The organism is Syntrophaceticus schinkii, from assembly GCF_000946815.1.
GTDB classification, from domain to species: domain Bacteria; phylum Bacillota; class DSM-12270; order Thermacetogeniales; family Thermacetogeniaceae; genus Syntrophaceticus; species Syntrophaceticus schinkii.
The window spans coordinates 1-25,978 of the sequence record NZ_CDRZ01000250.1 but is presented as its reverse complement, the minus strand read 5'-3'; the positions used below and the strand labels follow the sequence as shown (position 1 = coordinate 25,978).

28 protein-coding genes and 1 tRNA gene are annotated in these 25,978 nt (G+C 45.4%); 13 read left to right on the top strand and 16 right to left on the bottom strand.

From position 1 onward, the window contains the following. Positions 1–11: 11 nt before the first annotated feature. The 5 genes from SSCH_RS10875 to SSCH_RS20375 all read right to left on the bottom strand — a co-directional run bounded on the left by SSCH_RS10875 (position 12) and on the right by SSCH_RS20375 (position 3,685). The gene (locus tag SSCH_RS10875) at positions 12–1,397 is read right to left on the bottom strand and encodes a geranylgeranyl reductase family protein (protein WP_052835576.1); all 1,386 of its coding nucleotides are present in this window, start codon (positions 1,395–1,397) and stop codon (positions 12–14) included. A 213-nt stretch (positions 1,398–1,610) separates the two neighbouring features. Further along, positions 1,611–1,868, bottom strand: coding sequence for a hypothetical protein (locus SSCH_RS10870; RefSeq protein WP_044665473.1), 258 nt, complete (start codon positions 1,866–1,868; stop codon positions 1,611–1,613). 86 nt (positions 1,869–1,954) lie between these two features. After that, positions 1,955–2,788, bottom strand: coding sequence for a CPBP family intramembrane glutamic endopeptidase (locus tag SSCH_RS10865; protein WP_044665472.1), 834 nt, complete (start codon positions 2,786–2,788; stop codon positions 1,955–1,957). Between the two features lie 7 nt (positions 2,789–2,795). After that, positions 2,796–3,536, bottom strand: a complete 741-nt coding sequence (locus SSCH_RS10860; protein WP_232294376.1) for a DUF1616 domain-containing protein — start codon at positions 3,534–3,536, stop codon at positions 2,796–2,798. Next, positions 3,455–3,685 carry a hypothetical protein gene (locus SSCH_RS20375; protein ID WP_232294377.1) on the bottom strand — a complete coding sequence of 77 codons (231 nt, stop codon included), beginning with the start codon at positions 3,683–3,685 and terminating at the stop codon, positions 3,455–3,457. Before SSCH_RS20375 ends, SSCH_RS10860 begins: the two co-directional genes overlap by 82 nt. Positions 3,686–4,006: 321 nt before the next feature. Here SSCH_RS20375 and SSCH_RS19395 point away from each other — a divergent pair, with 321 nt between their 5' ends. The 3 genes from SSCH_RS19395 to SSCH_RS16830 all read left to right on the top strand — a co-directional run bounded on the left by SSCH_RS19395 (position 4,007) and on the right by SSCH_RS16830 (position 5,673). Next, a complete protein-coding gene (locus SSCH_RS19395; RefSeq protein ID WP_198142403.1) occupies positions 4,007–4,486 on the top strand; it encodes an RNA polymerase sigma factor in 480 nt (159 codons plus the stop codon). Next, a complete protein-coding gene (locus tag SSCH_RS17685; protein ID WP_198142402.1) occupies positions 4,419–5,249 on the top strand; it encodes a hypothetical protein in 831 nt (276 codons plus the stop codon). Before SSCH_RS19395 ends, SSCH_RS17685 begins: the two co-directional genes overlap by 68 nt. A gap of 217 nt (positions 5,250–5,466) precedes the next feature. Beyond that, positions 5,467–5,673 (top strand): hypothetical protein, encoded by a 207-nt coding sequence (locus tag SSCH_RS16830; RefSeq protein WP_052835575.1) that lies wholly within the window; start codon positions 5,467–5,469, stop codon positions 5,671–5,673. Between the two features lie 9 nt (positions 5,674–5,682). Here SSCH_RS16830 and SSCH_RS10840 read toward each other — a convergent pair whose 3' ends face one another. Genes SSCH_RS10840 through SSCH_RS10820 form a run of 6 tightly spaced genes read right to left on the bottom strand, consistent with a single transcriptional unit; the run spans position 5,683 to position 12,133 of the window. After that, the gene (locus SSCH_RS10840; protein ID WP_232294371.1) at positions 5,683–8,619 is read right to left on the bottom strand and encodes a type I restriction endonuclease subunit R; all 2,937 of its coding nucleotides are present in this window, start codon (positions 8,617–8,619) and stop codon (positions 5,683–5,685) included. Beyond that, positions 8,607–8,999, bottom strand: coding sequence for a restriction endonuclease subunit S (locus SSCH_RS10835; RefSeq protein WP_084711111.1), 393 nt, complete (start codon positions 8,997–8,999; stop codon positions 8,607–8,609). Before SSCH_RS10835 ends, SSCH_RS10840 begins: the two co-directional genes overlap by 13 nt. Continuing rightward, the gene (locus tag SSCH_RS19390; protein WP_198142400.1) at positions 8,999–9,640 is read right to left on the bottom strand and encodes a restriction endonuclease subunit S; all 642 of its coding nucleotides are present in this window, start codon (positions 9,638–9,640) and stop codon (positions 8,999–9,001) included. Before SSCH_RS19390 ends, SSCH_RS10835 begins: the two co-directional genes overlap by 1 nt. A gap of 19 nt (positions 9,641–9,659) precedes the next feature. Beyond that, a complete protein-coding gene (locus SSCH_RS19385; RefSeq protein ID WP_198142399.1) occupies positions 9,660–10,028 on the bottom strand; it encodes a hypothetical protein in 369 nt (122 codons plus the stop codon). Between the two features lie 3 nt (positions 10,029–10,031). Continuing rightward, a complete protein-coding gene (locus SSCH_RS22470) occupies positions 10,032–10,394 on the bottom strand; it encodes a hypothetical protein (RefSeq protein ID WP_156972244.1) in 363 nt (120 codons plus the stop codon). Positions 10,395–10,444: 50 nt separating this feature from the next. Continuing rightward, positions 10,445–12,133: a type I restriction-modification system subunit M gene (locus SSCH_RS10820; protein WP_084711110.1), complete on the bottom strand. Its 1,689-nt coding sequence runs from the start codon at positions 12,131–12,133 to the stop codon at positions 10,445–10,447. Between the two features lie 252 nt (positions 12,134–12,385). On the opposite strand from SSCH_RS10820, the gene SSCH_RS17670 reads away from it, so the two are divergent. From SSCH_RS17670 to SSCH_RS22010, 8 genes are all read left to right on the top strand, one after another. Then, positions 12,386–12,544, top strand: coding sequence for a type II toxin-antitoxin system HicB family antitoxin (locus SSCH_RS17670; protein ID WP_084711109.1), 159 nt, complete (start codon positions 12,386–12,388; stop codon positions 12,542–12,544). Between the two features lie 368 nt (positions 12,545–12,912). Continuing rightward, positions 12,913–14,043 (top strand): hypothetical protein, encoded by a 1,131-nt coding sequence (locus SSCH_RS20370; protein ID WP_232294370.1) that lies wholly within the window; start codon positions 12,913–12,915, stop codon positions 14,041–14,043. A gap of 122 nt (positions 14,044–14,165) precedes the next feature. After that, positions 14,166–14,504, top strand: coding sequence for a hypothetical protein (locus tag SSCH_RS10810; RefSeq protein WP_044665466.1), 339 nt, complete (start codon positions 14,166–14,168; stop codon positions 14,502–14,504). Continuing rightward, positions 14,501–18,100 carry an InlB B-repeat-containing protein gene (locus tag SSCH_RS10805; protein WP_044665465.1) on the top strand — a complete coding sequence of 1,200 codons (3,600 nt, stop codon included), beginning with the start codon at positions 14,501–14,503 and terminating at the stop codon, positions 18,098–18,100. The genes SSCH_RS10810 and SSCH_RS10805 overlap by 4 nt, the downstream gene beginning before the upstream one ends. Before the next feature lie 851 nt (positions 18,101–18,951). Next, positions 18,952–19,299 (top strand): ABC transporter permease subunit, encoded by a 348-nt coding sequence (locus SSCH_RS10800; protein ID WP_052835574.1) that lies wholly within the window; start codon positions 18,952–18,954, stop codon positions 19,297–19,299. Further along, on the top strand, positions 19,296–20,141 hold the full coding sequence (pstA, locus tag SSCH_RS10795) for a phosphate ABC transporter permease PstA (protein WP_044665464.1): 846 nt from the start codon (positions 19,296–19,298) through the stop codon (positions 20,139–20,141). Before SSCH_RS10800 ends, pstA begins: the two co-directional genes overlap by 4 nt. Beyond that, on the top strand, positions 20,138–20,887 hold the full coding sequence (locus SSCH_RS10790; RefSeq protein WP_044665463.1) for a phosphate ABC transporter ATP-binding protein: 750 nt from the start codon (positions 20,138–20,140) through the stop codon (positions 20,885–20,887). Before pstA ends, SSCH_RS10790 begins: the two co-directional genes overlap by 4 nt. 48 nt (positions 20,888–20,935) lie before the next feature. Further along, on the top strand, positions 20,936–21,034 hold the full coding sequence (locus tag SSCH_RS22010) for a hypothetical protein (protein ID WP_156972250.1): 99 nt from the start codon (positions 20,936–20,938) through the stop codon (positions 21,032–21,034). A gap of 21 nt (positions 21,035–21,055) precedes the next feature. Here SSCH_RS22010 and SSCH_RS10785 read toward each other — a convergent pair whose 3' ends face one another. From SSCH_RS10785 to SSCH_RS10775, 4 genes are all read right to left on the bottom strand, one after another. Next, positions 21,056–21,547, bottom strand: coding sequence for a Fic family protein (locus tag SSCH_RS10785; RefSeq protein WP_232294375.1), 492 nt, complete (start codon positions 21,545–21,547; stop codon positions 21,056–21,058). Between the two features lies 1 nt (position 21,548). Further along, positions 21,549–21,854 (bottom strand): hypothetical protein, encoded by a 306-nt coding sequence (locus SSCH_RS19380; protein ID WP_198142397.1) that lies wholly within the window; start codon positions 21,852–21,854, stop codon positions 21,549–21,551. A 243-nt stretch (positions 21,855–22,097) separates the two neighbouring features. Then, a complete protein-coding gene (locus SSCH_RS10780; RefSeq protein ID WP_044665462.1) occupies positions 22,098–22,871 on the bottom strand; it encodes a sugar phosphate isomerase family in 774 nt (257 codons plus the stop codon). Between the two features lie 49 nt (positions 22,872–22,920). Then, positions 22,921–22,995: transfer RNA gene (locus SSCH_RS10775), tRNA-Val, on the bottom strand. A gap of 306 nt (positions 22,996–23,301) precedes the next feature. On the opposite strand from SSCH_RS10775, the gene ligD reads away from it, so the two are divergent. After that, the gene (gene ligD / locus SSCH_RS10770; protein ID WP_198142396.1) at positions 23,302–24,282 is read left to right on the top strand and encodes a non-homologous end-joining DNA ligase; all 981 of its coding nucleotides are present in this window, start codon (positions 23,302–23,304) and stop codon (positions 24,280–24,282) included. Between the two features lie 285 nt (positions 24,283–24,567). Beyond that, positions 24,568–25,377 carry a L,D-transpeptidase family protein gene (locus tag SSCH_RS10765; RefSeq protein ID WP_198142395.1) on the top strand — a complete coding sequence of 270 codons (810 nt, stop codon included), beginning with the start codon at positions 24,568–24,570 and terminating at the stop codon, positions 25,375–25,377. 23 nt (positions 25,378–25,400) lie between these two features. Here SSCH_RS10765 and SSCH_RS18350 read toward each other — a convergent pair whose 3' ends face one another. Next, on the bottom strand, positions 25,401–25,541 hold the full coding sequence (locus SSCH_RS18350; protein WP_156972243.1) for a hypothetical protein: 141 nt from the start codon (positions 25,539–25,541) through the stop codon (positions 25,401–25,403). Positions 25,542–25,978 lie beyond the last annotated feature (437 nt).

Below are 25,978 nucleotides of genomic sequence, written 5' to 3'. Positions count from 1 at the left end.
CAGCAAAACCGTCAGGATAGGGTACTCCTGGAGCCTTTTCCCATAACACGAGAACACCTATTGACAAAAGAAATCAACCCCTTAAGAAGAAAACGGTGTGCCCAGGGAGGAGCAAAAGCAAGCTTACCAGCCAGTACGGAGTGGTAATCCAAATCTGCATATTTCAAAATTATCCTGCGCCAGTATGGAGTATCTAAAAAGGCAATCATATTATCTATTTCCTGATCACTCATCTTCAAAAAAACATTGCGGTGCATTAAACCACAGCTTATTTCCTGTCCCACTTTTCCTTTCCAAGCCCTCTGGTAGTTTGAAAGAAACTTACTGCTGTAATCTCTAGCCTTGAGGGAAGATATCGCTGCTTCAGCACAACACCTGGCTGCCTCCAACCCCAGATAAAGTCCACCTCCTGAAATAGGTTTTATGTGACAGGCCGCATCACCTACCAACAGTGCATGGTTCCCGTATGAACGCTTCATCAACCCAATGGGAACAACCCCTCCGGTACATTTGAGAACACGCAAATCATTAAAAATTTTGGGATGTGCTTTCATAAGCTGCAAAAAAAGCTGGCTAGCACCTGGCCGGCAGGCAGAAAACCCTTCTTGCCTGACGACTCCTATCCCCACCCTGGCCAATTTTCGCCCGGCGGGAATAACCCAGGCAAACCAAGCCGGGGCAAGCTCCTGTCCTAAAAATATTTTCACAGCCTGCTCATTTGTTGACGTGAGTTCCACCTCTGCTGCATAAATAGAAACCTTTTGAGATGGATAAAGCAAACCAAGCCAACTGGCAACCAGAGATTTATATCCATCAGCACCGATCACCAGTCTGCAGGAAACATCATGCTCTGCATAAACTGAACCCTTAGTTTGAATCCGCGCCTTAATCCCTCCCGGAATACCAGTCAGGTGGATGACCCGGGAGCTTTTACGTATTTCTGCACCGGCTTCTCTTGCCTGAACAGCCAACTCCTGATCAAAGGCCACCCTGTCGATGGCCAACCCGTAAATCCTCTCCCCAACCAAATTGAAAATTCTATTATCGGGTGCATAAACCAGGGCACCTTTCAGCTCATTGAGCACTACGTGGTTGGAAACCTGGGAAAGCTCCAAAGCCCTGGAACTGATCAGTCCGGAACACTGGAGAGGTTCACCTACAGCTGAGTGTTCCTCCGCAACAAGCACCCTAAAACCCTCTGCTGCGATATCCCTGGCTGTGGCACACCCTGCAGGGCCTCCACCGACAACTAAAACATCATAATCCATTATGTTTTCCTCCGTTGCTGGCAAATGTCCAAATAGATCCCATCCCAGACGGTACCGGCAGAGAACAAAAATAGAGCCGAAGTCATGTAATGTTGTAGAACCTGCAATAATAATAACGGTTCCTAGCAAGTTCAGACCTCCGACATCCCGCTTCTGACCTCTATTTTCCGGGTAGACGCACATACCGCCGAGGCGGTACCAGGCAGATAATGAAAACAGAGGCCGGAGTCGAACAGCGGAAAACAGATTTCTCAATCCGACCACAGGGCATCAGACACCTATTTCCTTAAAGATTAACGACCAATCACTAACCACCAATTGGGCATCCGACCTCAGGCTTATCTATTTTGAAGGTACCACCTGATAGATTTTAGTTAAAACGATTATTGCAAAAACAAAAAACTGTGGCACCATCACTAAATACATGGTGCGATAAACACCCCGCAGTATTCCTGATAACAGCTTTTTTCCAGGAGTATGAATAATAGTTCTAATTAATTCTTTGGACACCAAAAGCACAATGAGAAATTGACAAGCGGTTACTTCCAGGACAGCAGGATCACCGACAGTTGCTGCCGGAGCAGGAAGGGTGGAAATCATACTTCTGCCCCCTTCTAATGGCATATTTCTCTCCTGTTTACAATATGCAGATATTCCGGCAACGGAACTATAAAAGGTTTGGTCGATCAAAAAAAGAGATCAAGATAGAGGATCATGTTCATCAAACCATGGGCCAGAGCAACCCCCCAGATTGATCCCGTACGCCGTACCATCCAGCAAAAAAGCAAGCCTACCAGAAAAGCAAAAACTACTTCTAGGAATATTAGCCGCGGGATCTGCAGCGCTGCAAATAAACAGCTGGCATAGATTGAACCTGTGATATAACCCATGTGGTCCCCGGCTGCCCTAAGCAAAACCCCACGAAAGATCAATTCCTCCAGAAAGCCGCTAAAGCAGACCAGGATAAAGGCCGCTTTCCCAAGTGAGAATAGCGATGTAAGCTGAGCCGGTGTAGTTGCTAAAAGCTTGTGTTCCAGCAGGCCGAGGGGAATACCGGTTATGCCAATGATTAATTGAAGTGATAAAAAATAAAAGAGTGGAAAAGAGATGGTTAAATAAATGTCTTGCACATTGTAGCCAGCAAACCTGATGATGAGAAAAGCTGCGGTGAAGAGAGGTAACCCGACTAGAATCAACCGGTACGCCATTGAAAAGTCAACTAGAAATAAAGGCAGCCCCACGACCCGAATCATGTACACTAACATCAGTGCCAGATAAAAGCGTGTTCTTGAATCTGGAAGCACCCTGCCCAAAGTTGCGTCAACTGCATCCTGAGCGGCATTTACCTGTATGTACGGGTAGGAGCGAATAGACTGGATGAAAACAACAGCAAGTAAAATGAAGTAAAGGATCAGGCCAGCAAAGGCTTTATCAAAAGCAATCATTAGTTCAGCGGCAGCGACCGCCAAAAAACAAGCCCAGGGGAACACTTTATCATCGCTAAAATAATTCCCAGCCATATCGTTTTTACCTCCCGCCGCCAACTGTTTTTTTATGAACAGTCACCCATAAATGTAAAGTCCGGTAAGGTTTACTCTCCTGGTCGCGGAAAAGAAGAAACTCCACTTTCAACTTCTCGTGCGGATAATTTGTCGATATCTTGACTGTTTCTTTCCATTTTTCCCCATGCTTTAAAATAATTGGCCCCTCTGTTGACTTAACAATATTCTGCATCCTGACGGTCATGTGGTAAGTTATCTTCCTTTGTTCATGGTTGACGATACCGGCAATCAGCTTTTCCTCCTTTCCTGCTTCCAGTTCCCTCGGGTAGCTGTCAGCCAGACCATTTTCGCCAAGGATGTAGAATTCGGTATATCTCTCACCCGGTTTTGAAAATGCAATACAATAAAGGCAGGATACTGTTGCAACAAGAACTCCCATTACTATCACTGAAACCATAATTTTATCCAAAACAGGCAACTGCGGGAGAGACCGTATTTCCAGCTCCAAAAAAGGAGCATATTGATCTTGTGGGGGAAGTTTGTGCCTGCGGTAGATGGCCAGGAGTGACATGGCTATAATAAAGGTGCTTATGGAGATCAGACAGGGCAGAAGCCTGACACCCCAAGGGGTGAAATTCAACAGAAATCCGGTAAGAGAAACTATGATAACACTGAAAGCAAGGCTTAAGAGTAACCGCTCCATCCGTCCCAGGTCATCTTTTCCCGGGAAAAAAGCACAGATAACAGTATAGCCGGGGAAATACAAGAGACAGATAACTGCCAGGGTACCCGGATATACTGCAGCCACCCCCCTTCCCCCAGGGCAACAATCCCTGCCAGGAAGAGAGTCAGGATAATCACAAGATGCAGTTCCCGCTCAAACCGGATCACATTAAAATCCTTTCCTTCGGTCAAAGAAACCCTGAAAGATAGAAACTTCAAAATTAGACCAATATTAAATTTAATGGCTGTTGATGAAAGCAACAGCCGCGGCAACAATACAATAATATGATTTATTAAGAAATAAGTGCATGTCCCTGAAGAAATATCGGGGCAGCTTTCAACAATAACATTCAGGGGTAGTCAGGATGTGTCTGCTTATGGCACAGTTCAAAGAAAAACCACGCTGCTCAGCGTGGGGCTTTCGTATAATAGAATAAATTATTTTAATTTGATGTAATATTTCGCTTTTAATCAGTAGTACATGGGTGAGGCAGAAAAGAAGGTGATGTAATATTGCTCGATAATGAAATAATTGACTTGTTCTATGAGCGCTCGGAGCAGGCAATCATGGAATTATCAAAAAAATATGGCTCAGTATGCAGAAAAGTCGCCAGAAATATTTTGAACAACAATCTTGACGCAGAAGAATGTGTCAACGACTCCTTTTTAGGAGCATGGAATACGATACCGCCTCAAAAACCAAATCCTTTGCTGACATATATTTGCCGTATTGTCCGCAACCTCTCTGTTAAAAAATATCATGCGAACACTGCCCTTAAGCGAAATAGTTTTTATGATGCTGCATTGGATGAGTTGGAGTATTGCCTTGCGTCGCCGGCCAATGTAGAAACAGAATTAGCCGCAAAGGAATTAACGCTGCTATTAGATAGTTTCCTTGATACTTTAGATAAAAAAAAATCGCATTATGTTTGTGCGCCGCTATTGGTATTCAGATTCCATATCCGATATTGCGGCAAGGTTTCAGATCAGTAGCAACAATGTTATGGAAGTCATTTCCGCCTATATCAACGGTGATAAAGCCGAGATATACATTTCTATGCAAGACATGACCGGCGAACGAATTGACGAAACAACCGACCTATTTGACAACTATAGCATCAATCGCCCTTTTTCCAGTAGCGCAACCTGTGAGAGGATAAGCTATGATGAAGAAACCAATACAGCAACTTTTTTGATCAGCATCACACAATGGGGGCAAAAAGAAATTGGCGGGAAAAAAATCACGTTTACAGTTGATAAATTTCTTAGCAACAAGCAGGAATACCATGATAAAATCCCGCAGATTGATTTAAATACAGTAAACCTCTCTCCGCAAACGCAGAGCGATGTGAATATGAGAGGTTGGAGTTTTAGTGGCGATATCAGCGAAAAGCCGGAATACATTCACTATTTAACAGCAACTTCCGAAGGATCTTTTTCTCCTGTTGACGGTGTCACTGTTACAGGTGTTGGCTTTATTGCTGGAAAGCTCCACATTCAGACATACTATGAGAACATCCTTGAAACTGACAATCATGGTTATGTCTATTTAGTGAACGCTGACGGTGACGAAATTAGAAGCGAAGCCTCTGTTGCTTTTTGGGATTCAGAACCGAGCGGAAGCTATGAGGAGTATATTTTTGATGTTTCACCGAATGAAATCAATAACTACGAACTCTACGGTCATTTCTTGACATGCAACTTTTTAACAAACGGAGATTGGCAAGTATCATTCCCTCTTGAATACAAAGAATAGTTTTTAATTTTCTGTAAAAGAAATACTCCTCACCACTGATTCAATGTCAGTGATGGGGAGCTTCTCTTTTTGATGGCCTATGCCTGAATTTCCGTGCCGTCCTTAAAGGTGAACCGTACATCGTCTTTATCATAAACAGTATCGTAGTCCACAAGGCTGCACCACAGCTTTTGGGTCGAATTCGGTAAGCAGGTTATCTTGCTTGCGGAGTGTGTCAATGAAGGTTCAGACACTTAACCCTCCCGCCTTTACTGCTCAACCCCCCGAGTACTGCACCTGCACCACCTGCTATGGGATTGATGAGGGACCCCAGTGCACCGCCAACTATTGTTCTGCCCAGGCTGAATCTCTTTCTTACAAAAGTTATGTTTGTGCTGTGGCATTTAGGGCAATAGGGGATGCGATCAGCCGCCCTGCCCAGTGATCCCCTGAATCACAATCTCATCTCACCGTCGAACGGCTTGCCTTCTACATTATAAGTTACACCGAATACCATATCAGCAAGCCATTTTTTAAAGGAAGGATTATCATTGTACTGCTTGAACAGCTCCATATTATCCTTCATCATGTTCATAACAGCTTTATCCAGTGCACGCTCACCTTCCAGTCGTGCATTTTGCCTATCTGAGTTTTTCATAGCGTTTTGGTAGGCGGTATCCTTGGAAACTACTGCTGGAATTGTAGCAATGTGTTTTTTTACCTGATCTTCGTCCAGCCAATCGATATTACCCCACATGTCATGAAAACTCTCAAGGATGCTGCTTAATATATCCATTTCGACTTCAGGTCTACCGCCGCCGGAACCTTCTGGAGGTGGATCAACAACATATTCAGCTTTATCTTCTAATACAACAGACATCGTTTGCTTGATCTCTGCACGATAACTGTCCAAGTCAACAGCTTCCAGAATACCTTTTGATAGGTCATCTTCTTTGGGAGACGGTAGTTTTGGAATGAGCAAGTTCAGGAACAGTGACAGCTTTTCCCAATCCACATTCCCATAAGGTAAAATGGCTCCTAAAAATCCATAAGTTCTTACAAAGGCCTTTGCATTTCCTTTGAAGCTTACCTGTTCATCTTCATCAAGCTCACCATAATTATTCGCACAGACATCAAGTATTGGGTCAAGGCGATCTCTTTCAGCAGCCTTTAGATAAAGTTCAACTATGGTATCCACGTGGTAATCCGTATATACCTGATGTTGTTCCATTTCACTGACCATGTCATAAAGTTTATTTGGATCTGTTTCTTCAGAAAGCACTGTCGTCATGTAATACGCCTCAAAAGAATCTTTGATCATATCTGTATCATTAGCAAAATCCAACACAAATACATCTTTCTTTCCTGGATAAGCCCTGTTTAGTCTGGATAAGGTCTGAACTGCCTTCACTCCGTTTAATACCTTGTCAACATACATGGTATGCAGGAGCGGCTCATCATAACCTGTTTGGAATTTGTCTGCTACTACTAAGAAACGGTATGGATCCTTCTTAAATTCACTTTCTATCTTGGCGCTGGGAAAACCGTTGATAGCAGCTTCTGTTAGCTTTTTTCCTTGGTATTCTTTCTCACCTGAAAAAGCAACAATGGCTCTATATTGGCTCTTTCTTCGTTTTAGGCATTTTTCGATGGCATAGTAATATTCAATGGCTCGTTCAATACTGCCGGTAACCACCATGGCTTTTGCTTTTCCGCCAATTTTGCCCCTGGCAATCACCTGCTCATGGAAATGCTTGACCATTATTTCAGCCTTTTGCTCAATAGCAAACACATTTGATTCTACATATTTACGCAGCTTTTTCTGGGCTTTCTTCTTGTCAAACATCGGATCATCTTTAATCGTCTTAGCGAGTCGGTAATAGCTCTTTATCGGCGTATAATATTTAAGCACATCAAGGATAAAGCCTTCTTCAATGGCCTGTTTCATCGTATAAATATGGAATGGCTTATGCATTACTTCGTGGCCCTTTGGCACAGGCACACCGAACATTTCCAGCGTTTTATTTTTAGGTGTGGCTGTAAATGCAAAATAGCTTGCATTCTTCAGCATTTTTCTGCCTTCCATGATCTTGATAATCTTATCTTCTACCGTTTCTTCCTCATCACCTTCATATTCCCCTGACAGCGCAATGTTCATCTTTGCAGACATACTGCCGCTTTGACTGGAGTGGGCCTCGTCAATAAGAATAGCAAAGGTGTTCCCCCTGTGAGATGTACCGATCTCATCTAAAATGTAAGGAAACTTATGAACCGTTGTGATGATGATTTTCTTGCCCTGGGTAATCAGTTTCCTTAAATCCTCTGAGCTTTCTGCATGGCCAACTGTGCTGGACACCTGCATAAACTGCTTAATGGTATTTTTAATCTGTTTATCCAGGTTAATTCTATCTGTAACTACGATGATTGAGTCAAAAACACTCTTACCGTTTTTTTCGAGGCCTACCAGCTGATGAGCAGTCCAGGCGATGGAATTGGATTTTCCACTTCCGGCACTGTGTTGGATGAGATATTTCTGTCCGGGGCCTTTTTCTTTGGCATCTGCAAGCAGTGCTTTCACCACTGATAACTGATGGTAGCGTGGAAAGATTTGTTTATAGTTCTTTTTCTTTGTCTGTTCGTCTGTTTCTACAATGACCTGGGCATAGTTTTCAATAATATTGGCAAGCTCTTCTTTTTTGAAGATATCTTTCCATAAGTAGTCGGACTTTAATCCGTTTGGATTAGGTGGATTGCCGGCACCACCGTTAAACCCTTTATTAAAAGGTAAAAACCATGATTTCTTGCCATCCAGCTTCGTGCAAAACTTAACTTCATTATCATCCACAGCAAAGTGCACCATACAGCGCTTAAACTGGAATAAGAGCTCTCTAGGATCACGGTCGAGTTTATACTGCTGTACTGCATCATCGACACTTTGTTTTGTTAATCGGTTTTTCAGCTCACAGGTGATCACAGGCAATCCGTTGATAAAAATAACAAAATCCAAGGCTAGTTGCGTGTTACTCTTAGAATATGCCAGCTGCCTTGTTACACTGAAAATGTTTTTGTGAAACATTTTTTTTGCTTTGTAGTTCAACTCTGTAGGGGTCATATAGAACATAATCAGACTCGCCGGATAAACATTGATCCCTTTTCTCAGAACATCTATCACACCGCGTTTTGCAATCTCACCCTGCAGGCGGTTAAAAAACTTGTTCTTCTTATGGTCGCTATGGAGTATTCCGAGTTTCTCTAATTGATTAGGCTGTGTATCCTTGAGGAACCTGAGGAGGCGTACTTCATCGATGGCATAATCACTGTTATAATTATCATTTGAGCCTTGTTCATAGCCATGATGATCTACAAGGTAGCTGACAATTAAATTTTCCAATCCGGCTTCTTTTGTGTTGGTTGGCATATTAACACCTCCTTGTCCTCCTCCCCGATTTCCTCTTCAAATACACCTTCCTCGTCCTCAGCGATATCCTCTATGAACTCATCAGTATCTTCAACAGGTATATGTCGAACATCCACCTTGCCCGTTACTACTGCTGAAATAAGGCTGGTGCGGTATTCTCTTAGCAAGTTTATTTTACTTTGAATAGCATCAATGTGTTTCTCGATAACTTTAATTTTGGTTTCAATATAGATTACAATAGCCTGTTGTTCTTCTATAGGTGGAAATGGAATTTTGCAACTTAACAATTCACTAGTATTTATTGATGGAACCGTACCACCATTATCAAACCAAGACATATCTATAACTCTCATCAAGTAATATTGGAATAATAAATTAATCTCATATGGTACATTGCTTGCATATTGTTATCTATCAAACAGACCTTTTTGTTTATTTTCCGATGGTTTTTCTTTAATGCTTCACCGATTTTAGCAAATAATATACAATTACTCGGGATAATAGTCCATCGATTGTTATTTACTAATTCTCGACTTACATAATTATTAGATTCAGATACAAAGATTTCTGCTTTGTTAATATCACTCACTTTATAAAATGGAATCTCTCCAAAGTCATTGCCTTGATACTCAATTGGAAATGCATTTCCGTTATATAAACGATTATTGTTTTTTATCCTTTTTATCTCCCAATGTTCCGGTATCTCCCCAAGCCACTCCACACCACTATCCTTCTTCGGTACACTAGGATCAATACCTTTCGTTATAGCTTGATTTATAATGGCTTGTTTTAGTTCTTTAAAAAGCTCTATTTCCTTCTTTTTTGCTTTTATAAATCGGTTGATTTTAGAAAGACGATTGTCTAGAAATTTAGCTATTTTATCTTGTTCTTCTTTTGGGGGAAGAGGTATCATTGAATTTTTTAATACGTTATAGTCTATGTTCTGACCTTCCCTAATCCCTGTTACACACATTTTTAGTAATTCGATAAACAATTTTGATTTACCCAGATGTTTAAAAAAAGCCAGGAGCAATTTCGCTTTTTGGAATCATTATTGTATATGCAGGACTTATTATCCCTTGATAATACGCATACTCTATGCCACCTTGGAATGATCTTAGACTAATAACAAAATCACCTTTTTTAACTAGTTTTAATAAATGTAAATCCTTTTGTGCAACTACCGTTCTGTTTTCATACATATGCTTAGGTACTACACCTTTGTTTTGTGTGGCTGCTAATAAGGTTTCATCAGGATATCCTTTCTCTACTCTTTCATCAAATAAGTATTTGACTTTTCTCTGTCCCCAATGACTCGGGATACGCTCTAGCCATGGCAAATCAACTTCTTTATATTCCTCATACGGTTTTATTTTTGCCATATACTACACCCCTATGATCTCATTCAATAACCCATCAGTTTCCTCTTCAATAGCTTCAATATCTGCCACAATCTCCTCAATACTTCTTAGCTTCACTGGCTTATAGAAATACTTTGTAAAGCTAATCTCATAGCCTATCTGTGTTTTGCTGTCATCTATCCAGGCATCCGGGGTGTAAGGCAGCACTTCTTCTTTAAAAAATCCTTCGATACCCCCTGGATATCCAAGAGGAATCTGCTCTGTATCTCGCAGCTCTGTATCCACTTCATATTCAACAATCTTGTCGTTAACCAAAAAACTCCCATAGAGTGGATTTTCTTTTCCTTTTTTGATTTTCTTTCTTGATCTCAGGCCTTGCATTTTCATCCTTTACAGCAAAGTGTTCGGCAATCAAGCGCTTTTTCTTTGCCGGAAATTTATGATTTTTTTTTCTTTGTTGCTTTTGCTACTTTTTCTTCAAATTCCATGTATGTGTCATAGGAATCTTTCATGTTTTCTGCATAAACCTCTTGAACTAACTCCCATGCGATGCCATCTTTAGCTTCTTCTGCTATCTGTTTAAACTCATCTATTTTTACTCTATTCACTTCAGCTTTTCGTCTTAGAGGACGTTCAACTGTAATCTTCCAATAACCGAACTCTTGATTATCAAATATCTTAGAGTACTCATTTTCTTCAAAATTAAGATAGAGTTCCATGATCTGCTGTCTGATATCTTCTGTTAACTGGCAGTTTTTGTTCCCTAGATTTTTCCTCAAGGGAGACTTTAAGTTTGTTGCGTCAATAAGCTGAACTTTTCCTTTGCGTCTGCTTTCTTTTCGATTGGTGAGAACCCAAATATAGGTGGCAATTCCCGTGTTGTAAAACATATTTTCAGGTAAGGCAATGATTGCTTCGAGATAATCACTTTCGATCATATAGCGTCTGAAATTGCTTTCACCCTGGCCTGCATCTCCTGTAAATAAGGATGAGCCATTATGAACTTCTGCGATTCTGCTTCCAAGCTCTGTATTGTGTTTCATCTTAGAAATATTATTGGCTAAGAAAAGCATCTGGCCATCGCTCACCCGTGGGATCATATTGAATTCGGGATCTCCTGCAAAATTGAGAACAAAGCGAGGGTCAGTAATATCCTTCTTGCCACCTAAACGTTCTGCATCTGTTTTCCATGACTTTCCATAAGGCGGATTGCTTAGCATGAAGTCAAACTCTGTTGTGGCATGGCCATCGTTGGATAGTGTAGAACCATACACAATATTATCGGCGGCTTTGCCGTCACCTTTTAATAATAGATCCGCTTTTGCAATTGCATATGTCTCAGGGTTGATCTCCTGACCGAAAAGGTGAATAGATACATTCTTGTTGTTTTCCCTGGCCAGCACTTTTAGCCTTTCATCAGCGATAGTCAGCATTCCGCCTGTGCCACATGCTCCGTCATAACAGAGATATGTGCTGTCTGTTATCTTGTCTTTAATCGACATGAAGATCAGGTCCGCCATTAATTCAATAACATCTCTCGGCGTAAAGTGTTCTCCGGCTTCTTCATTATTTTCTTCATTAAACCTTCGAATCAGTTCTTCAAAGATAACCCCCATGGTATGGTTGTCAAGACCAGGGAGATCAACATCTCCTTTGTCATCTAATACCGGTTTAGGGCTTAGGTTGAATCTGGGATCAACAAACTTTTCGATAACAGCACCAAGGATGCCTGCATCGGTCATGGTATCAATTTGATTTCTGAACTTAAACTTCTCGAGTATCTCCTGCACATTAGGTGAAAAACCGTCCAGGTAGGCAATAAAATTAGCCTTGAGCTGCTGCGCCTTTGCTCTCGACCTTAAGTCTTTTAATATAAAAGGAGAGCAATTATAAAACGCTTCTCCGGATGCATTGCATAGGGCACTTGTCTGCTCTAATATTCCTGCTTCGTCCAGCATTTTTTTCATAGCAAGCACTTCATCTTTTGTTTCTTCAAGCACTGCATCCAGTCTGCGAATGACTGTCATCGGTAAAATAACATCTCTGTATTTTCCTCGCACATAGACATCTCTTAAACAGTCATCTGCGATTCCCCATATAAAACTAATAATTTGATTTTGGTTCATTACCAAATACCCTGCCTTCCGTTCTAAATGCACAATTACCATTTTTACCGGCACAACGTATAATGCATTGTATTTAATCTTTTCGAAATAACCAATTACGTATTGTTAAGTCACTTCGATTTAAGATGACAATATCCTGCATCCCCTCCCATAAAGCGGTATTCACTTTTTAGCTTTGCGTGGCATCAGTCAAATAGGATTCAATTTGATTATGTGTTAGGGTTGATAATTACCAGAAAGGAGGAAATAATCATGCAACGAAGTTTTAAGGTTGTCTTAGAAAAAAACGACAGTAATTGCTATACAGTTACTGTTCCTGCACTGCCTGGTTGTGTTACACAAGGGAAAAACAAGGATGAAGCTTTAGCAAGAATTCGGGAAGCCATTCAGGGATACCTGGAAGCATTGTAGATTGAAGGGTTACCAATGCCGGACAGTGATATAGAATGAAATATCATCCAAGGGGATTTTGATTTCGTATTCATAAGAGAGTGAGGCATATTTTGGCTGCACTCCCGGAGACGTGCTCCCATCGGTGTGATAATTGGTGATCTCTATCACCTACCAGTGCCAATGTCAAATCAGAGAACTGAAACCGGAGGATACCACCCTACTTCTGTCAAAGACGTCAATCAGTACATAATAACTCCATGAAATGTTGATTCACAATTGAAAACACGACGCTCAAACGACTATAATTAAACTGTCATTTAAGAAAGGACGGTTTTAGGTTGGAATACATATCTGCTGTGGAGGCCTCTGAAAAGTGGGGCGTTTCTTTGAGGCAGGTGCAACGGTTTTTGGCCGACAACCGGATACCCCGCGCCAAAAAATATGGAAGGTCGTGGATGATCCCGGTTGATGCGGAAAAACCCATCGATCCGCGCAGGGAGAAGAAGCTTCCGCAAATATCGCTTTCTTCTGATCTGTCCTGTGTCATTGCCGCCACCGCCATTCCTATGCCGAGCGGCAACCCCGACGCGATTTTGGATACCATAGACGAGGACAGGCTGCGGCTCATATATGAAGCGGAACTGGCCTATCTGCGGGGCGACTTCCGGCGGGCGATGCAGTGCTGCCATAAAACCGAGGGGGACGACGCGGCCAGGCTGCGCGCCTGCCCGTTGGCCATCGCGGCAGCTATTAGTATGGGCGACTACCGTACTTACACGGAGATAGAAAGCTATCTCAAGAGATGCATTGATACCAATAAAGGTAGTGAAATAGCCGCATGTGCGGAGATTTCTCTCGCCACCGCCGTAGTGAGCGTGATTGCCCCAAACATGGTTCCCGACTGGCTGAAGGTAGGGGACTTGAGCGCCCTTCCACCCCAGGCAATGCCCAACGCCCTTTATCTACGGGCAAGGTATCTCCATTATATCGGACAGCCTGACGTCATGCTGGCCGTAGCACAGACCGCGCTGACACTGAGTTCCCCGGAGCGGGGAATCACCACGACCGATATCTATTTGCGGGTAACCTGCGCCATCGCCTGCCACGCGCTGGAGCGGGAGGACGAGGCCAAACGCTGGTTGCTGGAGGCTATGCGCCTCGCCCTGCCCCACGGCTTTATCACGCCTTTTGCGGAGCTTGTCACCGCTCTCGGCGGTCTGATGGAGCGGTGCCTTGAGCAGGAGTTTCCCGGCTATTACGGTGCGGTCATGGAACAATGGAAGCGCACATGGAAAAACTGGATCACCTTCCATAACCAATTCACAAAGGATAACATCACCCTCATCCTGTCCCTGCGGGAATACCATATCGCCGTGCTTGCGGCGCGCCGTATCCCTTATGCAAAAATTGCCAAGCAGTATTGTATTTCGGTGGGAAGGCTCAAGAACATCATGCTGGAAATTTACGAAAAGCTGTTTATCTCCAGCCGGGACGAGCTTGCAAAATACGTTTTGTGAGCCGAAAAAAGTGACTTTTTGGGTGTGAAAAGTCACTTTTGCAGACATGGATTTGCCCCTATGATAGTCGTAAACAAGCTATCATAGGGTTTTTTTATCTATGGGGAAAAGAGTGCGAACTGATGGAGCCTGAACAAAAGCGGACATATAGGGTGTTCCGGGCGGGAGGCCGCAGCTTTCCCGTTTACCTTGAATATGACGAGCAGCTTGACGAAAGCTACCCGGCCTATCCCGACTTTGAGGAACGCCCGGAGTATACCGAGGAGGGACAGCCCTTTGCCACTGCGGAACAGGAGAGCTGCCTTCACTGCAAGCCCAACGCCGTGGGGAAGCCCCCGCCCGGCGACTGCGGCGGCTGCGCCTGGTTTTACCGGGAGCAAACACCTTGCGATCCCATCGGCATCTGTATGTGCGAAGCGCGGCGGCGCGAATACAAATCGGGAGAGGAGAGAAGCGAATGAAAATGAGAAGGTTTTTATCTGTTCTGCTATGTGCGGCTTTCATACTGACTTTAGTGCCCGTCGGCAGCGTACACGCGGCGGAAAACTCTTTTACATTTGACGGGCTGACTATATCAGGTGATATAGCCGCCTCTGATTTGTTGTATGATGATATTAAGACACTTTATCTAAAACCGCGTCAGGACGGGGGATTTCATACCATAACCCTCTCGGGAACAACTGTGGGGAAACTGTCTTTTGTCGTTAGTCAGAATGCCCGGGCTTATATCACACTGAACAATCTGCAAATGATTGGAGATAGTTTTACATTCAGCGTGGGCAGCGGGGCCACGGCAATCCTTTACTTAAGGGGACAAAACACATTGATCTCCAATTCCGGTTCCGGGCTGATTGTCAACTATAATGCGACAGTGATTATTGAGCAGGCGCCGCCAAAGCCCGGCGAAAATGAAGAGGATATAAAAGGCTTTTTATATGCCACCGGTTCCGCAGACAATCCGGGCATCAGCGCGGCCCGCAAAGACTGGGCGGACGGAACTCATTCCTACCCCACCCTGTACATTAGGAGCGGGACCGTTACCGCAATAGGCGGCAGGCAAGCCGCCGGCATCGGCGGCGGAAATGTTAAAACCGGAGGTAAAATCAACATCAGCGGCGGTGTTGTGACCGCCATCGGCAACAGGGGCGCGGGCATCGGCGGCGGCAATTGTTCGCAAAACGGAGGCGAAATATATATATCCGGGGGCATAGTCAATGCGTACAGTTCTGAAGCCGGCGCGGGCATCGGCGGTGGTGACGATGACAGCGACGGGGGTAAGATTTACATCGCCGGTGGCCTGATTAACGCCGTCGGCGCCGGTTATGCGGCAGGCATCGGCGGCGGAAACAACGGAACCAGCGGGGATATCACGATCACAGGCGGAACGGTTATTGCCACCGGTGGGAGCGGCGGTGCCGGTATCGGCGGCGGAAAACATAATAACAACGAGGGAGGAAACGTCGATACGATCAGGCTTTATGGCGGCACCATTTTCGCCAGCGGAAAAGACGGTGGTGAAGATATTGGGAGAGGAGCGGGCGGCACAAGCATTAGCGAAATCTTTATTGCGGATCACCCAGATGCACCCACCAATATTCCCACTGCGGTTTTTTTGCGCAATGACACCCCTCAAGCATCGACATTCACAAATATAGATTCCGTATATTCCCATGTCGGCCCAAAGGATTATGCCGGAATATCCCAATACGGAATCGAACTCCCAACCCTTTTTCCCAGCACCCGGCCTGCTATTACAATGACACTGCCGGAAGGTGTGGAGGGGCCCGGCGATGACTGGCTCACAAATTTTTGGGCAAATCAACTCAATCTCTGGTCATCGGCTGCCAATGCCGGAGCATACCTCCAACTAAAGTCGATTTATTACCATAACATGAGCATGGGTCCGGGAGAGATCGTACAGTCACAGCATAGGGGCACTGCCGGGAAAATCCTGGATGGCAGTATCGTCAGCAATCCAGGATATACGTTTATTACATGGAAAACATATGCAGGCAAAACATATAACCCAGGAACAAGCTATACCTTCAATGACAGCCTTGAACTCGATGCCACCTGGTCACCAGTGACATATGATATCAGCTACGATCTCGATGGCGGCACGGTTTCCATATCGAACCCCACAAGCTATACAATTGAGACCGCTGATTTCTCGCTGAATAACCCCACAAAAACAGGCTATACCTTCGCCGGATGGTCGGGCACGGGGATTATTGGAACATCCATGAATGTGACGATTTCAAAACGCTCCACTGGAAATCGTTCCTACACGGCAAACTGGACTCCGAACACCTATACCGTCTGTTATGACGCCAACAGCGGCACGGGAACCATGGCAGACACCACCCACACTTATGATGTGGAGGCGCCTTTGCGGAATAATGCCTTTACACGCAGCGGTTACAGCTTCGCTGGCTGGGCAGCGTCCCCCGGCGGCGAAGTTGCCTATTTGAACGGGCAAAGTGTAATAAACCTTACCCAAAGCGGCGTGGTCAACCTGTACGCCAAGTGGACGCCGGACGACTACACCATTACCTATCATCTTAACGGCGGCGCGGTCAGCCCGGCCAACCCCACAAGCTACACTATCGAGAGCGATGCCATCACGCTGACCAATCCCACAAAGACCGGCTATACCTTCGCCGGATGGTCGGGCACGGGGATTAGCGGAACCTCTATGAATGTGACGATTCCCGCAGGCTCCACCGGACCCCGCTCCTACACGGCAAACTGGACGGCAAACTGGACTCCGAACAACTATACCGTCTGTTATGACGCCAACGGCGGCACGGGAACCATGGCAGACACCACCCACATTTATGATGTGGAGGCGCCTTTGCGGAATAATGGGTTTACACGCTTCGGTTACAGCTTCGCTGGCTGGGCAGCGGCCCCTGGCGGCGATGTTGTCTATTTGAACGGGCAAAGTGTAATAAACCTTGCCAAAAGCGGCGTGGTCACCCTGTACGCCAAATGGACACCGGACAACTACACCATTACCTATCATCTTAACGGCGGCGCGGTCAGCCCGGCCAACACCACAAACTACACTATCGAGAGCGATGCCATCACGCTGACCAATCCCACAAAGACCGGCTACGACTTCGCCGGATGGTCGGGCACGGGCATCACGGGCGACCCGGTCATGACCGTGACCATCCCGGCGGGCTCTACGGGAAGCCGATCCTATACAGCCCACTGGACAGAGACGCCTCCCTGCTATTCGTTCCGTACGCTTACCGACATAGCGACAGGTATATCCGTATCAGGTACCATCCGCGACGATGCGGCACTAACGGTTAAGGATATGACCCTTGGTACAGATGCCGCCTGCGACGCCATCGGGCAGCGAATGAACGACGATGATTACGTGCTCCTGCTGGGCAAGGATATATCGCTCTCGCAAGGCTTCATCGGCACGCTAACGATTACGATGCCGGTGGGCGCGCTGTACAATGGGCAGACCGTGACCATCCTCCACTGTGCAGGCGGCATGCTTCAAACCTATACCGCCACGGTGACAGACGGAAAGGCTTTGTTCAGCGTCTCAAGCCTTTCGCCCTTTGCGGTATTCGCACAGGTTTTTGTAACGCCCGATTATGATCCGCCCACGGTCGTGACCACTTCCGTAACGGAGGTATCGGCCATCGGCGCGAAACTCAATGGCAGCGTGGTTGCCGACGGCGGCGCAGCGGTCACGGAGCGCGGGTTTGTTTGCGGTACAGTGTCGAATCCCATCATCGGCGGCGCGGGCGTGATAAAGGTTACGGCAGGCAGCGGCACGGGCAGCTTTACGGCAACCTTGACTGGACTCAAACCGGACACAGCCTATTATGTGCGCGCCTACGCCACCAACAGCGAGGGTACATCTTATGGCGCAGCGATCAGTTTCTGCACAGACAAAGATGATCCGGACGTCATCCCCAGGACCGGCGACAGCAGCTCTCCGTGGGTTTGGTGGCTGCTGTGCGGCGTATCCGCGGCGGGCATCATAACACTGGTTGTGTTGAGTAAACGGATAAAGGTGTATAAACGTTAATGTAATTTGCTGGAACGGAGGGGGCGGCCTGCCGCCCCTTATCCTTTAAAACGCAAAGGTACCGGTTACCACCCGACTTTTGTCGAATGCGGTCCCCCAGACTGCTACGGGTTAGCAACACTACCTAGAACCGCTGTCTCCCCCCATTTCCCGTTTCAGAAAAATAAAAAACCAACGCAGCTTGGCGTGGCATCATTACTTTTGTCCAAAGTGCATCAACGCAGATTATCAAAGTTCATTATTGGTAAGAGTAGGCCAGGTTACTGTAGAAATCAAGTTGGGGTTTGATCCGAAACTGTTGCTGGACAGTTTTGTGCAAAAGCAAATAACCCCGTGTTGCACGAGGTTATTTGCTAATTCTCCCCTAACATCCTCTCGAACGCCAGGAAGTATTCTCTATAACCAGTATATTACCCAATTTTATTTGTGTCAATCCACATTTTATCTCAACATTTTATTTATTATTTCTGTAATAATTACAATTCTATCATCAGCAATCTGCCATAAATCGTCATGAGGATTGCTATGGAACAAATTAATTAGAACCCCTTCGTTTTTGGCTACTTTAATTGCTGGCAAAAAATCGCTATCACCTGTTCATTACATCATTGGGCAAATCGACGGCTGCTCATTAAGAAAAGAGTACCAAAAAAAAGTTTACGCATAAGTAAAAATGAAGTAAAAAATGTATATATCTCCAGCCTTATGAACTAAAGGCAGATTAGCTGTAGTCTTTCATAAAAATGGGATGTCATAAGTACATTAATAACCATAACCTGAAGTTATTGGACATATGACAACAACTAATTATATAATAAATATTAATTTAATATATAACGGGTGATGCCGCTATGTCTCTGGGAGTATCGCGGCAATACCTGGCTCTACGTATTCTGGTTCCTTTGGCTCGCAAAGGTATGCTGGGCTCGCTGGTACTGGCGTTTGGACGAGCCATGGGTGAAACTATGGCCGTACTTATGGTGGCGGGTAATATCTTGATGTTACCATTTTCCTGGTTTAACAAAGGTGAACCCCTACCGGCCTTGATTGCGCTGGAACTGGGGAGTTCTATTCCCGGTAGTATCCATTATCAAGCCCTTTTTGCCGCCGGACTGGTGCTAATATTAATGGTAATTGCGGTCAATTTAGGTGTAAACCTGCTCCTGCGCCGCTTAAGTAGCGGGGTGAAGCAAGTTTGAGGCTAAGAGCTATTACTGACTTGTTTTGGAAATGGTTTTTCTGGCTGTCTGGCCTGTTCATACTGCTGGTCCTGCTGGCCATAATTACATATCTCATCTGGCGCGGGGGACCTTATGTTAACAGCCAGTTTATACTGGAAAACCCTGCTGGAACTCCGCTGGGTAGTGCAGGGGGAATCTTTCCGGCTATAAAGGGAACCTTATGGTTGATTCTACTGGCCCTGGTTTTCTCCATAGTGCCCGGTCTGTTAACTGCCATCTACCTGAGTGAATACGGGCGTAGCGGACGATTGGCAGAGATGATAAACCTGCTGGTACAGAGTATGTCCGGGGTACCCTCTATTGTTGTCGGTTTGTTTGTTTATGCTCTGGGAGTAGTTACATTAGGTTGGGGAATATCACTGCTGGCTGGAGGATTGGCTCTGGCCATCATGGTTTTTCCGGTGATTGTGGTTTCCAGCCGGGATGCTCTACTGGCAGTTGATGAAAATTACCGACTGGTGGCTAATTCCCTGGGGGTTGCCCAATCCTATACCCTGCGCCGGGTAATTTTACCCCGTGCTGCTGCTGGTATTCTGGCCGGAATACTGCTGGCATTGGGCTATGCAGCTGGAGCTACCGCCCCCATTATGGTCACTGCTGCCGCCATCATAGCCGATTCCTCAGGAGCACTGTTAGAACCAGTTATGGCCTTACCTTATCACCTTTATATCCTTTTTAATGAACACATATCAATAAATCAAGCTTATGCTACTGCCCTGGTGCTGGTTATTTTGCTTCTCTTACTAAATACCCTGGCCCTATGGCTGCACAGTTTACAAGAAAGGATTAATAATAGATGAATGCGGTTGAGCTTATAAACTTTAGTACCTGGTACGGTTCCAAAAACATTTTAAAAAACGTAAACATTGGGTTTAGTTCCGATGCCATTACTGCTATTATGGGGCCATCAGGTTGTGGGAAAACTACTATGCTGCGCAGCATTAATCGTACTGCCGAGATGGAAACAGGTTTTAAATGGGATGGCGATATCCATGTGCTGGGGCAGTCAATAAATAAAGTGAAGAATGTTGCCAGGGTACGCCGGCAGGTGGGGATGGTTTATCAAACCCCGGTGGCATTACCCATGAGCATAAAGGAAAATGTACTTTTCGGCCCCAGGTATTACGGACTAAAAGGTCGGTCACATGGGGATGCCATAGTGGAGGACTGCCTGCGTAAAGTAGCCCTCTGGGATGAGGTTAAAGATCGGCTACAACAACCAGCCTCCAAGCTTTCAGGTGGGCAAAAACAGCGCCTGGCCATGGCCCGGGTATTGGCGGTTGAACCCCGGGTATTACTACTGGATGAACCCTGTTCCAGTCTGGACCCGGCCTCAACTAATTTGATTGAGGAATTATTAAAACGTCTGACAAAGGATTTATCTATTATTATTGTCACCCATAATCTCTTTCAAGCCCGTCGTATTGCCGATGAGACTGTTTTTTTGCTGGAGGGCCAGGTAGTGGAGAAGGGACATACCGGTACAATATTCACATCTCCCCGCCATGAAAAAACCCGAGGTTTTATTTCTGGATTATTTGGGTAGTAGAACCGTAAAAAGGTACCGGTTACCCCCCCGTTTTTACAATCAGCTATAGCCAGAATTGAAGGTGGCAAAGTAATCCCCCGTCTAGATAACCTGGCAAAAATAGCCCGTGCTTGCGGAAAAGAACTTAAAATTGATGTGCAATAAAAAAGGTACCGGTTACAACCTTTAGCGGAGTGTGGTATGCCCTGATAAGCCCTTACGCTTTTGTTTTATACCGCTGGCAAGTAGTAATGTTTTTTCCCAAGTTTTTTCTGTTTCATATTTAAAGAAATTGTATAAAGGGTTTATTTCCTCGGTTTCATCGTATTGTTGCAAGCACTCATAATACAAGATCTTGTCTTCATCATAGACAATTAAAGGGGGATAATCATGGATCATGAGGTAGTAGTTTGTGAGTGTTCTGCCAACCCGCCCGTTGCCGTCAGCAAAGGGATGGATATATTCAAACTTTGCATGTAAATATGCAGCTACTTTTAAAATGTTTTTTCCTTCATACTCATTTACTTCAATAATTAACTCTATCAAGTCCTTTTCCACATCTTCTACGGCAGAGCCAACCTCATGGATACCGGTTATGTAATCATGTCTTTTAAACTCGCCGGGCTGCTCTTTATTTGCAATATATCTGTGCTCATCATATGTTCCACTGGTAAGTATCTTATGGATCTCTTTGACCAGCTCTATGCTCAGATGTTTCTTTTTTTACTATCTTTTCTTTCAAAAACTCATAACAGAGTTTTTGGTTTTGCTGTTCAAATATAGCCCGGGGGCTTCCGGTATAGTTTATAACTCTTCCATTTTCAAAGATTTCTCTTGTGTCAAAATATTTTATTCCTTCATTTTCTATTTTTCCGGAATGAAAAGCAAATAGGATACGAAAGTTGTCAAGGTATTTATCTAAATCACCAGCGGATGCAATTTTATACGACTGCCACAGTTTAACAACCCGATCATATGTTTCCAAACATATCCCTCCTTTCTTAACATATTTGTCTCCATTGTATCATATATCATTAGCAAGCTCGGGGAGAAAGCCCCTACCCTCGCAAAGGTATCGGTTATCACCCGACTTTTGCCGAATACTGTCCACCAGACTGCCACGAATTAGCAACACTACCTAAAACCCCAGTCTCCCCCCATTTCCCGTTTCAGAAAAATAAAAAACCACGCGGCTTGGCGTGGTATTAGCATTCTTGTCCCAAGTACATCAGAGAGCAAAAGGCGGTTCATTGGCCAACGACTGCAAAAGCTCTTCAGCCGCTTTTTCCTGCTGGGGTTCTCCATCTATAGCAAGCCAGACGCTGCCTTCAGCCCCACAAACGCCGCCGCCTGCAACCAGTTCCGCCTCTGCACCGGTCAACAATTTGATAGCGTCGATCTCTGTAAAAACCTGACCAGGCACAGGAAGGAGACGTGGGCCACGCGCCCCCGGCACATTCAATTTTCCTGCCAGCACATCAAGATCACCGTCAATGCGCTTCTCCAGCCCCACGGGCAGGAGCAAACGCACGCGACGTCCTACCACTGCCTGCAGCGCTGCAGCTATTGTTCCCCCTTTGGGATGGCCGATATAGACAGCAGCCCGTTTCCGCTGCAGATCCAAAGCGTTGGCCCCCTTCAGGATAACATCGCCTTTTTTAAGGCTATCTACAACATCAAAGATCGTTTTTCCCTTCTGCCAGACCCCGCCGGTAATAATCATATCACCGGGAAAACCGCTCTCATCCGGCAGCTGCCCGGCATCAGTAGTGGTGACCGAAGGGGGAAGAGTGATCCCTCGAAAGAAGCGCTTTCGGGTAAAGTCTTCCCTGTCTTCCGAGCCAATAGTCTCAAGTATTTCCTCGGCAACATAACCATTTGTTGTCCCAGCCACGATCACAACAGTCCCATGATCAAGTGCCTTTTGTATTTCAGGATGCGAAGCCACGGCCTTGCCGATCAGTCGCTTTCCTGCTGCTGGTGTAATATTATACTGCCTCATGTGATGAACCTCCTTACCTTCTCACCTCAACACTTCCCCAGAAAATAAATGGTGGGCGCGATAGGGATTGAACCTATGGCCCCCTCCGCGTCAAGGAGGTGCTCTCCCACTGAGCTACGCGCCCGAATTACTATACATATTATAACTGGATCCCTGCTTCGGGTCAAGCTACCTGCAAATTTTTGTTACCTGCAAATTTTTTCGTTTCCGCGTTACTAATAAGAATGGGAATGGCTAATCTTGCCTGAAGACAATAAAGCAAGCCTGGCGAAATAAGATGTGGGAGGTGGGAGGTTGGAAGTGGGAGAAAAAGATTGGCCACTACCATCTTAAGACAATAAAGCAAGCTCGGCCTAGAATGCGAATCATTTTCCCTGTTGAGCAGAAACTAAATACCAGACTTCTTTACAGAAAGTCAAAAGAGGTGCAGATGATGAAGTGGTCCCCAGGACAGCTGAAACCCATGGAACCCTCTCCTCATCCTGACCCATTTGATTCTGATAAACATATTTTTGAGATCAAATGGGATGGTATGCGCCTGCTGGCCTTTATCAAGGATGAAGAAGTGCGTTTGCAAAACCGCAGTCTGATAGAGCGCACGGCATTTTTTCCTGAGTTGGAAACTCTCTACCGGTTTTTTCACGGCAGGGAGGGGATTGTTGATGGTGAATTGGTTGCACTGGAAGAGGGTAAGCCCAGCTTCCCGTTGCTGATGAAACGCTGCACCGGTTCTGCTGTGACAGCAGCATCCAGGGCACACCGGATTCCTGTTGTTTATATCCCCTTTGACCTTCTCTACCTGAACGGAGAGGATCTCACAGGGGTTCCCCTGATGAAGCGCAAAGACCTTTTGCTGAAAACCTTCGAAGGTGGACCACATGCCATGCTTTCCCCAGTATTTCCAAAGGATGGTATTTCCCTTTTTCAAACCGTCAAGGCCCAGGGACTGGAGGGAATTGTGGCCAAGGGGAAAAACTCCCCCTACCTTATTGGGAAAAAAAGCAAGCACTGGCTGAAGATCAAGAACCGCCGCAGACAGCCGGTGGTAATCGGTGGGTATCTCATCTCTTTTGGACAGTTGAGCAGCATACTGGTGGGTGCCTTTTGGGAAGACAAATTGAAATATCTAGGCCGTGTTGGCTCGGGGTTTGGGAAAATTGGAGATGAACTTCTTTCCCTTCTCTCAACCACCCCCAGGGAAAACTCCCCCTTTGAACCCACACCAAGGTATAAAATGGATGTTCACTGGGTGGAACCCCTTCTGGCAGCTGAAATTGAATTTCAAGAATGGACACCAGACCTCAAACTGCGGCAGCCGGTTTTCATTAAACTCCTTGATGTTCCACCACAAACCTGTTCGCTTTTTCCTGACAGCCAGAGGAATAAAAAAACTGAAGGAAAACAACAATAACTTCAGAGAATTCTACCGGAACTACGGTGGAGAACCTCTTCATGCCATCTTCTTCTTCCGTCCGTTCTATAATTTCATTCTATAATTGGTCCAAGAAAGAGAGGTAAATAATTCTAGTGGGATACCGGGGTCATTTAATAAGAAGAATAATTCTTATCACACTGATGCTCCTCTTAGTCATCCTGGCTGCGCCGGATATACTCTTTGCCTCTGATAAGCCTCCTTGTCCCTGCGCTTTATACAACAGGGACTTATATGAAACTAAACCGCATATGCGGGGGGAAGATGTCTGGGGAACTCCAAAACCGCCTCCAACAGCTCGGTTTTTTTAAGGGAGAGTGTGACGGGATCTATGGCAAGAAAACAGCAGCAGCTGTGCGTTCTTTTCAAAAGAAGAAAAAACAACCTGTCACCGGAAGGGTCGTGGATGCTACCTGGCAGGCCCTGGGTGAAGGCTGTGAACACCCGGTGAGCAACCCTGCGGATAAGCCACCTGAAAATGTTAGTGTACTCGTGGATCTGGAGAAACTGACACTGACCGTTATGGAGGGTGATCTTCTCTTCAAGCAGTACCCTGTAGCTGCAGGGAAACCGTCAACTCCCTCACCCATCGGGGAATGGAAAATTATAAGCAAGGAATTTGATTGGGGTGGTGCCTTCGGGGCACGCTGGATGGGGCTCAATGTCCCCTGGGGGAATTATGGGATTCATGGCACAAACAGACCCTGGTCCATCGGCAGCTCAGTTTCTGCCGGCTGCATCAGGATGTTTAATGAAGATGTTGTTCAGGTTTTTGAATGGGCACCTGTGGGAACAAAAGTAAAAATAAAGGCACCCCTTACCTGGCTGGCAGGCAGTGGGAACCGCACCCTTAAAAAGGGTGATTGTGGGCCCGATGTGGTCTATCTTCAACTGCTGTTAAAGGAAACCGGGTTCAATCCCTATTACTGTGATGGTTGGTACGGTGCCCTCACTGAACTTACTGTACGGACATACCAACTGCATACAGGGCTACCCATATCGGGACAAGTTGATGAAAAAACCCGTCACCATCTGGAAGAGAAAGCCGGTGTCTTCGAAACACAAAACCAATAATTAATTTGTCCATTGGCCTGTCATTAATCCCCGGTGAAAGCGCATCCCTTCCCTATCTTACTGCGCTCAAAAAGGTCAATACTCAAACCCAATCTGGCACCTTCCACTGCCGCTGCCAGGTCTGCAGGCCCACCCCCAACCACACAAACTCTTTTTTTCCCCATACTAACTTACGCTCTATTCACAAAACACTTGGCAAAATTCGCATGTTACAATTTGCTACAGTATAATAGATTTTTTGTGTTTATCATTTCCTGTTGCCTCTCACTCAATTTGACGCTGCAATTCTCACCGCCAATAACGGAAGAATTATAGCGACAGTCTGCCATAAAGTTGAGAATTCAGGTGCCAATCAAAGTCTAGCTAGATAATGCCAGTCAGTGTGCATAGTGTGGATAATGTAGAGATCCCCCCAGCACCCAAACCAAACCTGTCATGGATACTGAGAGGATCCTTACCCTTTAATTACCTTACCCCGCTGTGCCACGCTGCCTTTCCATATCAGCAAGAATACGCCCGATATCTTTGTCCTCAACCACATCACTGCCCCTTTGCTGTGCATCGTAGAGGGCATACGTGCAAATATGATTTATCAATCGGT

Excerpts from the sequence above, each read along its gene's own strand:
- SSCH_RS19385 (WP_198142399.1), bottom strand. The coding sequence starts at position 10,028 with ATGGCAAAAATAAAACCGTATGAGGAATATAAAGAAGTTGATTTGCCA.
- SSCH_RS22470 (WP_156972244.1), bottom strand. The coding sequence starts at position 10,394 with ATGAAAATGCAAGGCCTGAGATCAAGAAAGAAAATCAAAAAAGGAAAA.
- SSCH_RS10790 (WP_044665463.1), top strand. The coding sequence starts at position 20,138 with ATGAATGCGGTTGAGCTTATAAACTTTAGTACCTGGTACGGTTCCAAA.
- SSCH_RS10805 (WP_044665465.1), top strand. The coding sequence starts at position 14,501 with ATGAAAATGAGAAGGTTTTTATCTGTTCTGCTATGTGCGGCTTTCATA.
- SSCH_RS18350 (WP_156972243.1), bottom strand. The coding sequence starts at position 25,541 with ATGGGGAAAAAAAGAGTTTGTGTGGTTGGGGGTGGGCCTGCAGACCTG.
- SSCH_RS10865 (WP_044665472.1), bottom strand. The coding sequence starts at position 2,788 with ATGGCTGGGAATTATTTTAGCGATGATAAAGTGTTCCCCTGGGCTTGT.
- SSCH_RS17685 (WP_198142402.1), top strand. The coding sequence starts at position 4,419 with ATGTTTGTGCGCCGCTATTGGTATTCAGATTCCATATCCGATATTGCG.
- SSCH_RS16830 (WP_052835575.1), top strand. The coding sequence starts at position 5,467 with ATGAAGGTTCAGACACTTAACCCTCCCGCCTTTACTGCTCAACCCCCC.
- SSCH_RS10810 (WP_044665466.1), top strand. The coding sequence starts at position 14,166 with ATGGAGCCTGAACAAAAGCGGACATATAGGGTGTTCCGGGCGGGAGGC.
- ligD (WP_198142396.1), top strand. The coding sequence starts at position 23,302 with ATGATGAAGTGGTCCCCAGGACAGCTGAAACCCATGGAACCCTCTCCT.
- SSCH_RS10765 (WP_198142395.1), top strand. The coding sequence starts at position 24,568 with ATGTCTGGGGAACTCCAAAACCGCCTCCAACAGCTCGGTTTTTTTAAG.
- SSCH_RS10820 (WP_084711110.1), bottom strand. The coding sequence starts at position 12,133 with ATGAACCAAAATCAAATTATTAGTTTTATATGGGGAATCGCAGATGAC.
- SSCH_RS10835 (WP_084711111.1), bottom strand. The coding sequence starts at position 8,999 with ATGAGAGTTATAGATATGTCTTGGTTTGATAATGGTGGTACGGTTCCA.
- SSCH_RS17670 (WP_084711109.1), top strand. The coding sequence starts at position 12,386 with ATGCAACGAAGTTTTAAGGTTGTCTTAGAAAAAAACGACAGTAATTGC.
- SSCH_RS10870 (WP_044665473.1), bottom strand. The coding sequence starts at position 1,868 with ATGATTTCCACCCTTCCTGCTCCGGCAGCAACTGTCGGTGATCCTGCT.
- SSCH_RS10780 (WP_044665462.1), bottom strand. The coding sequence starts at position 22,871 with ATGAGGCAGTATAATATTACACCAGCAGCAGGAAAGCGACTGATCGGC.
- SSCH_RS10800 (WP_052835574.1), top strand. The coding sequence starts at position 18,952 with ATGTCTCTGGGAGTATCGCGGCAATACCTGGCTCTACGTATTCTGGTT.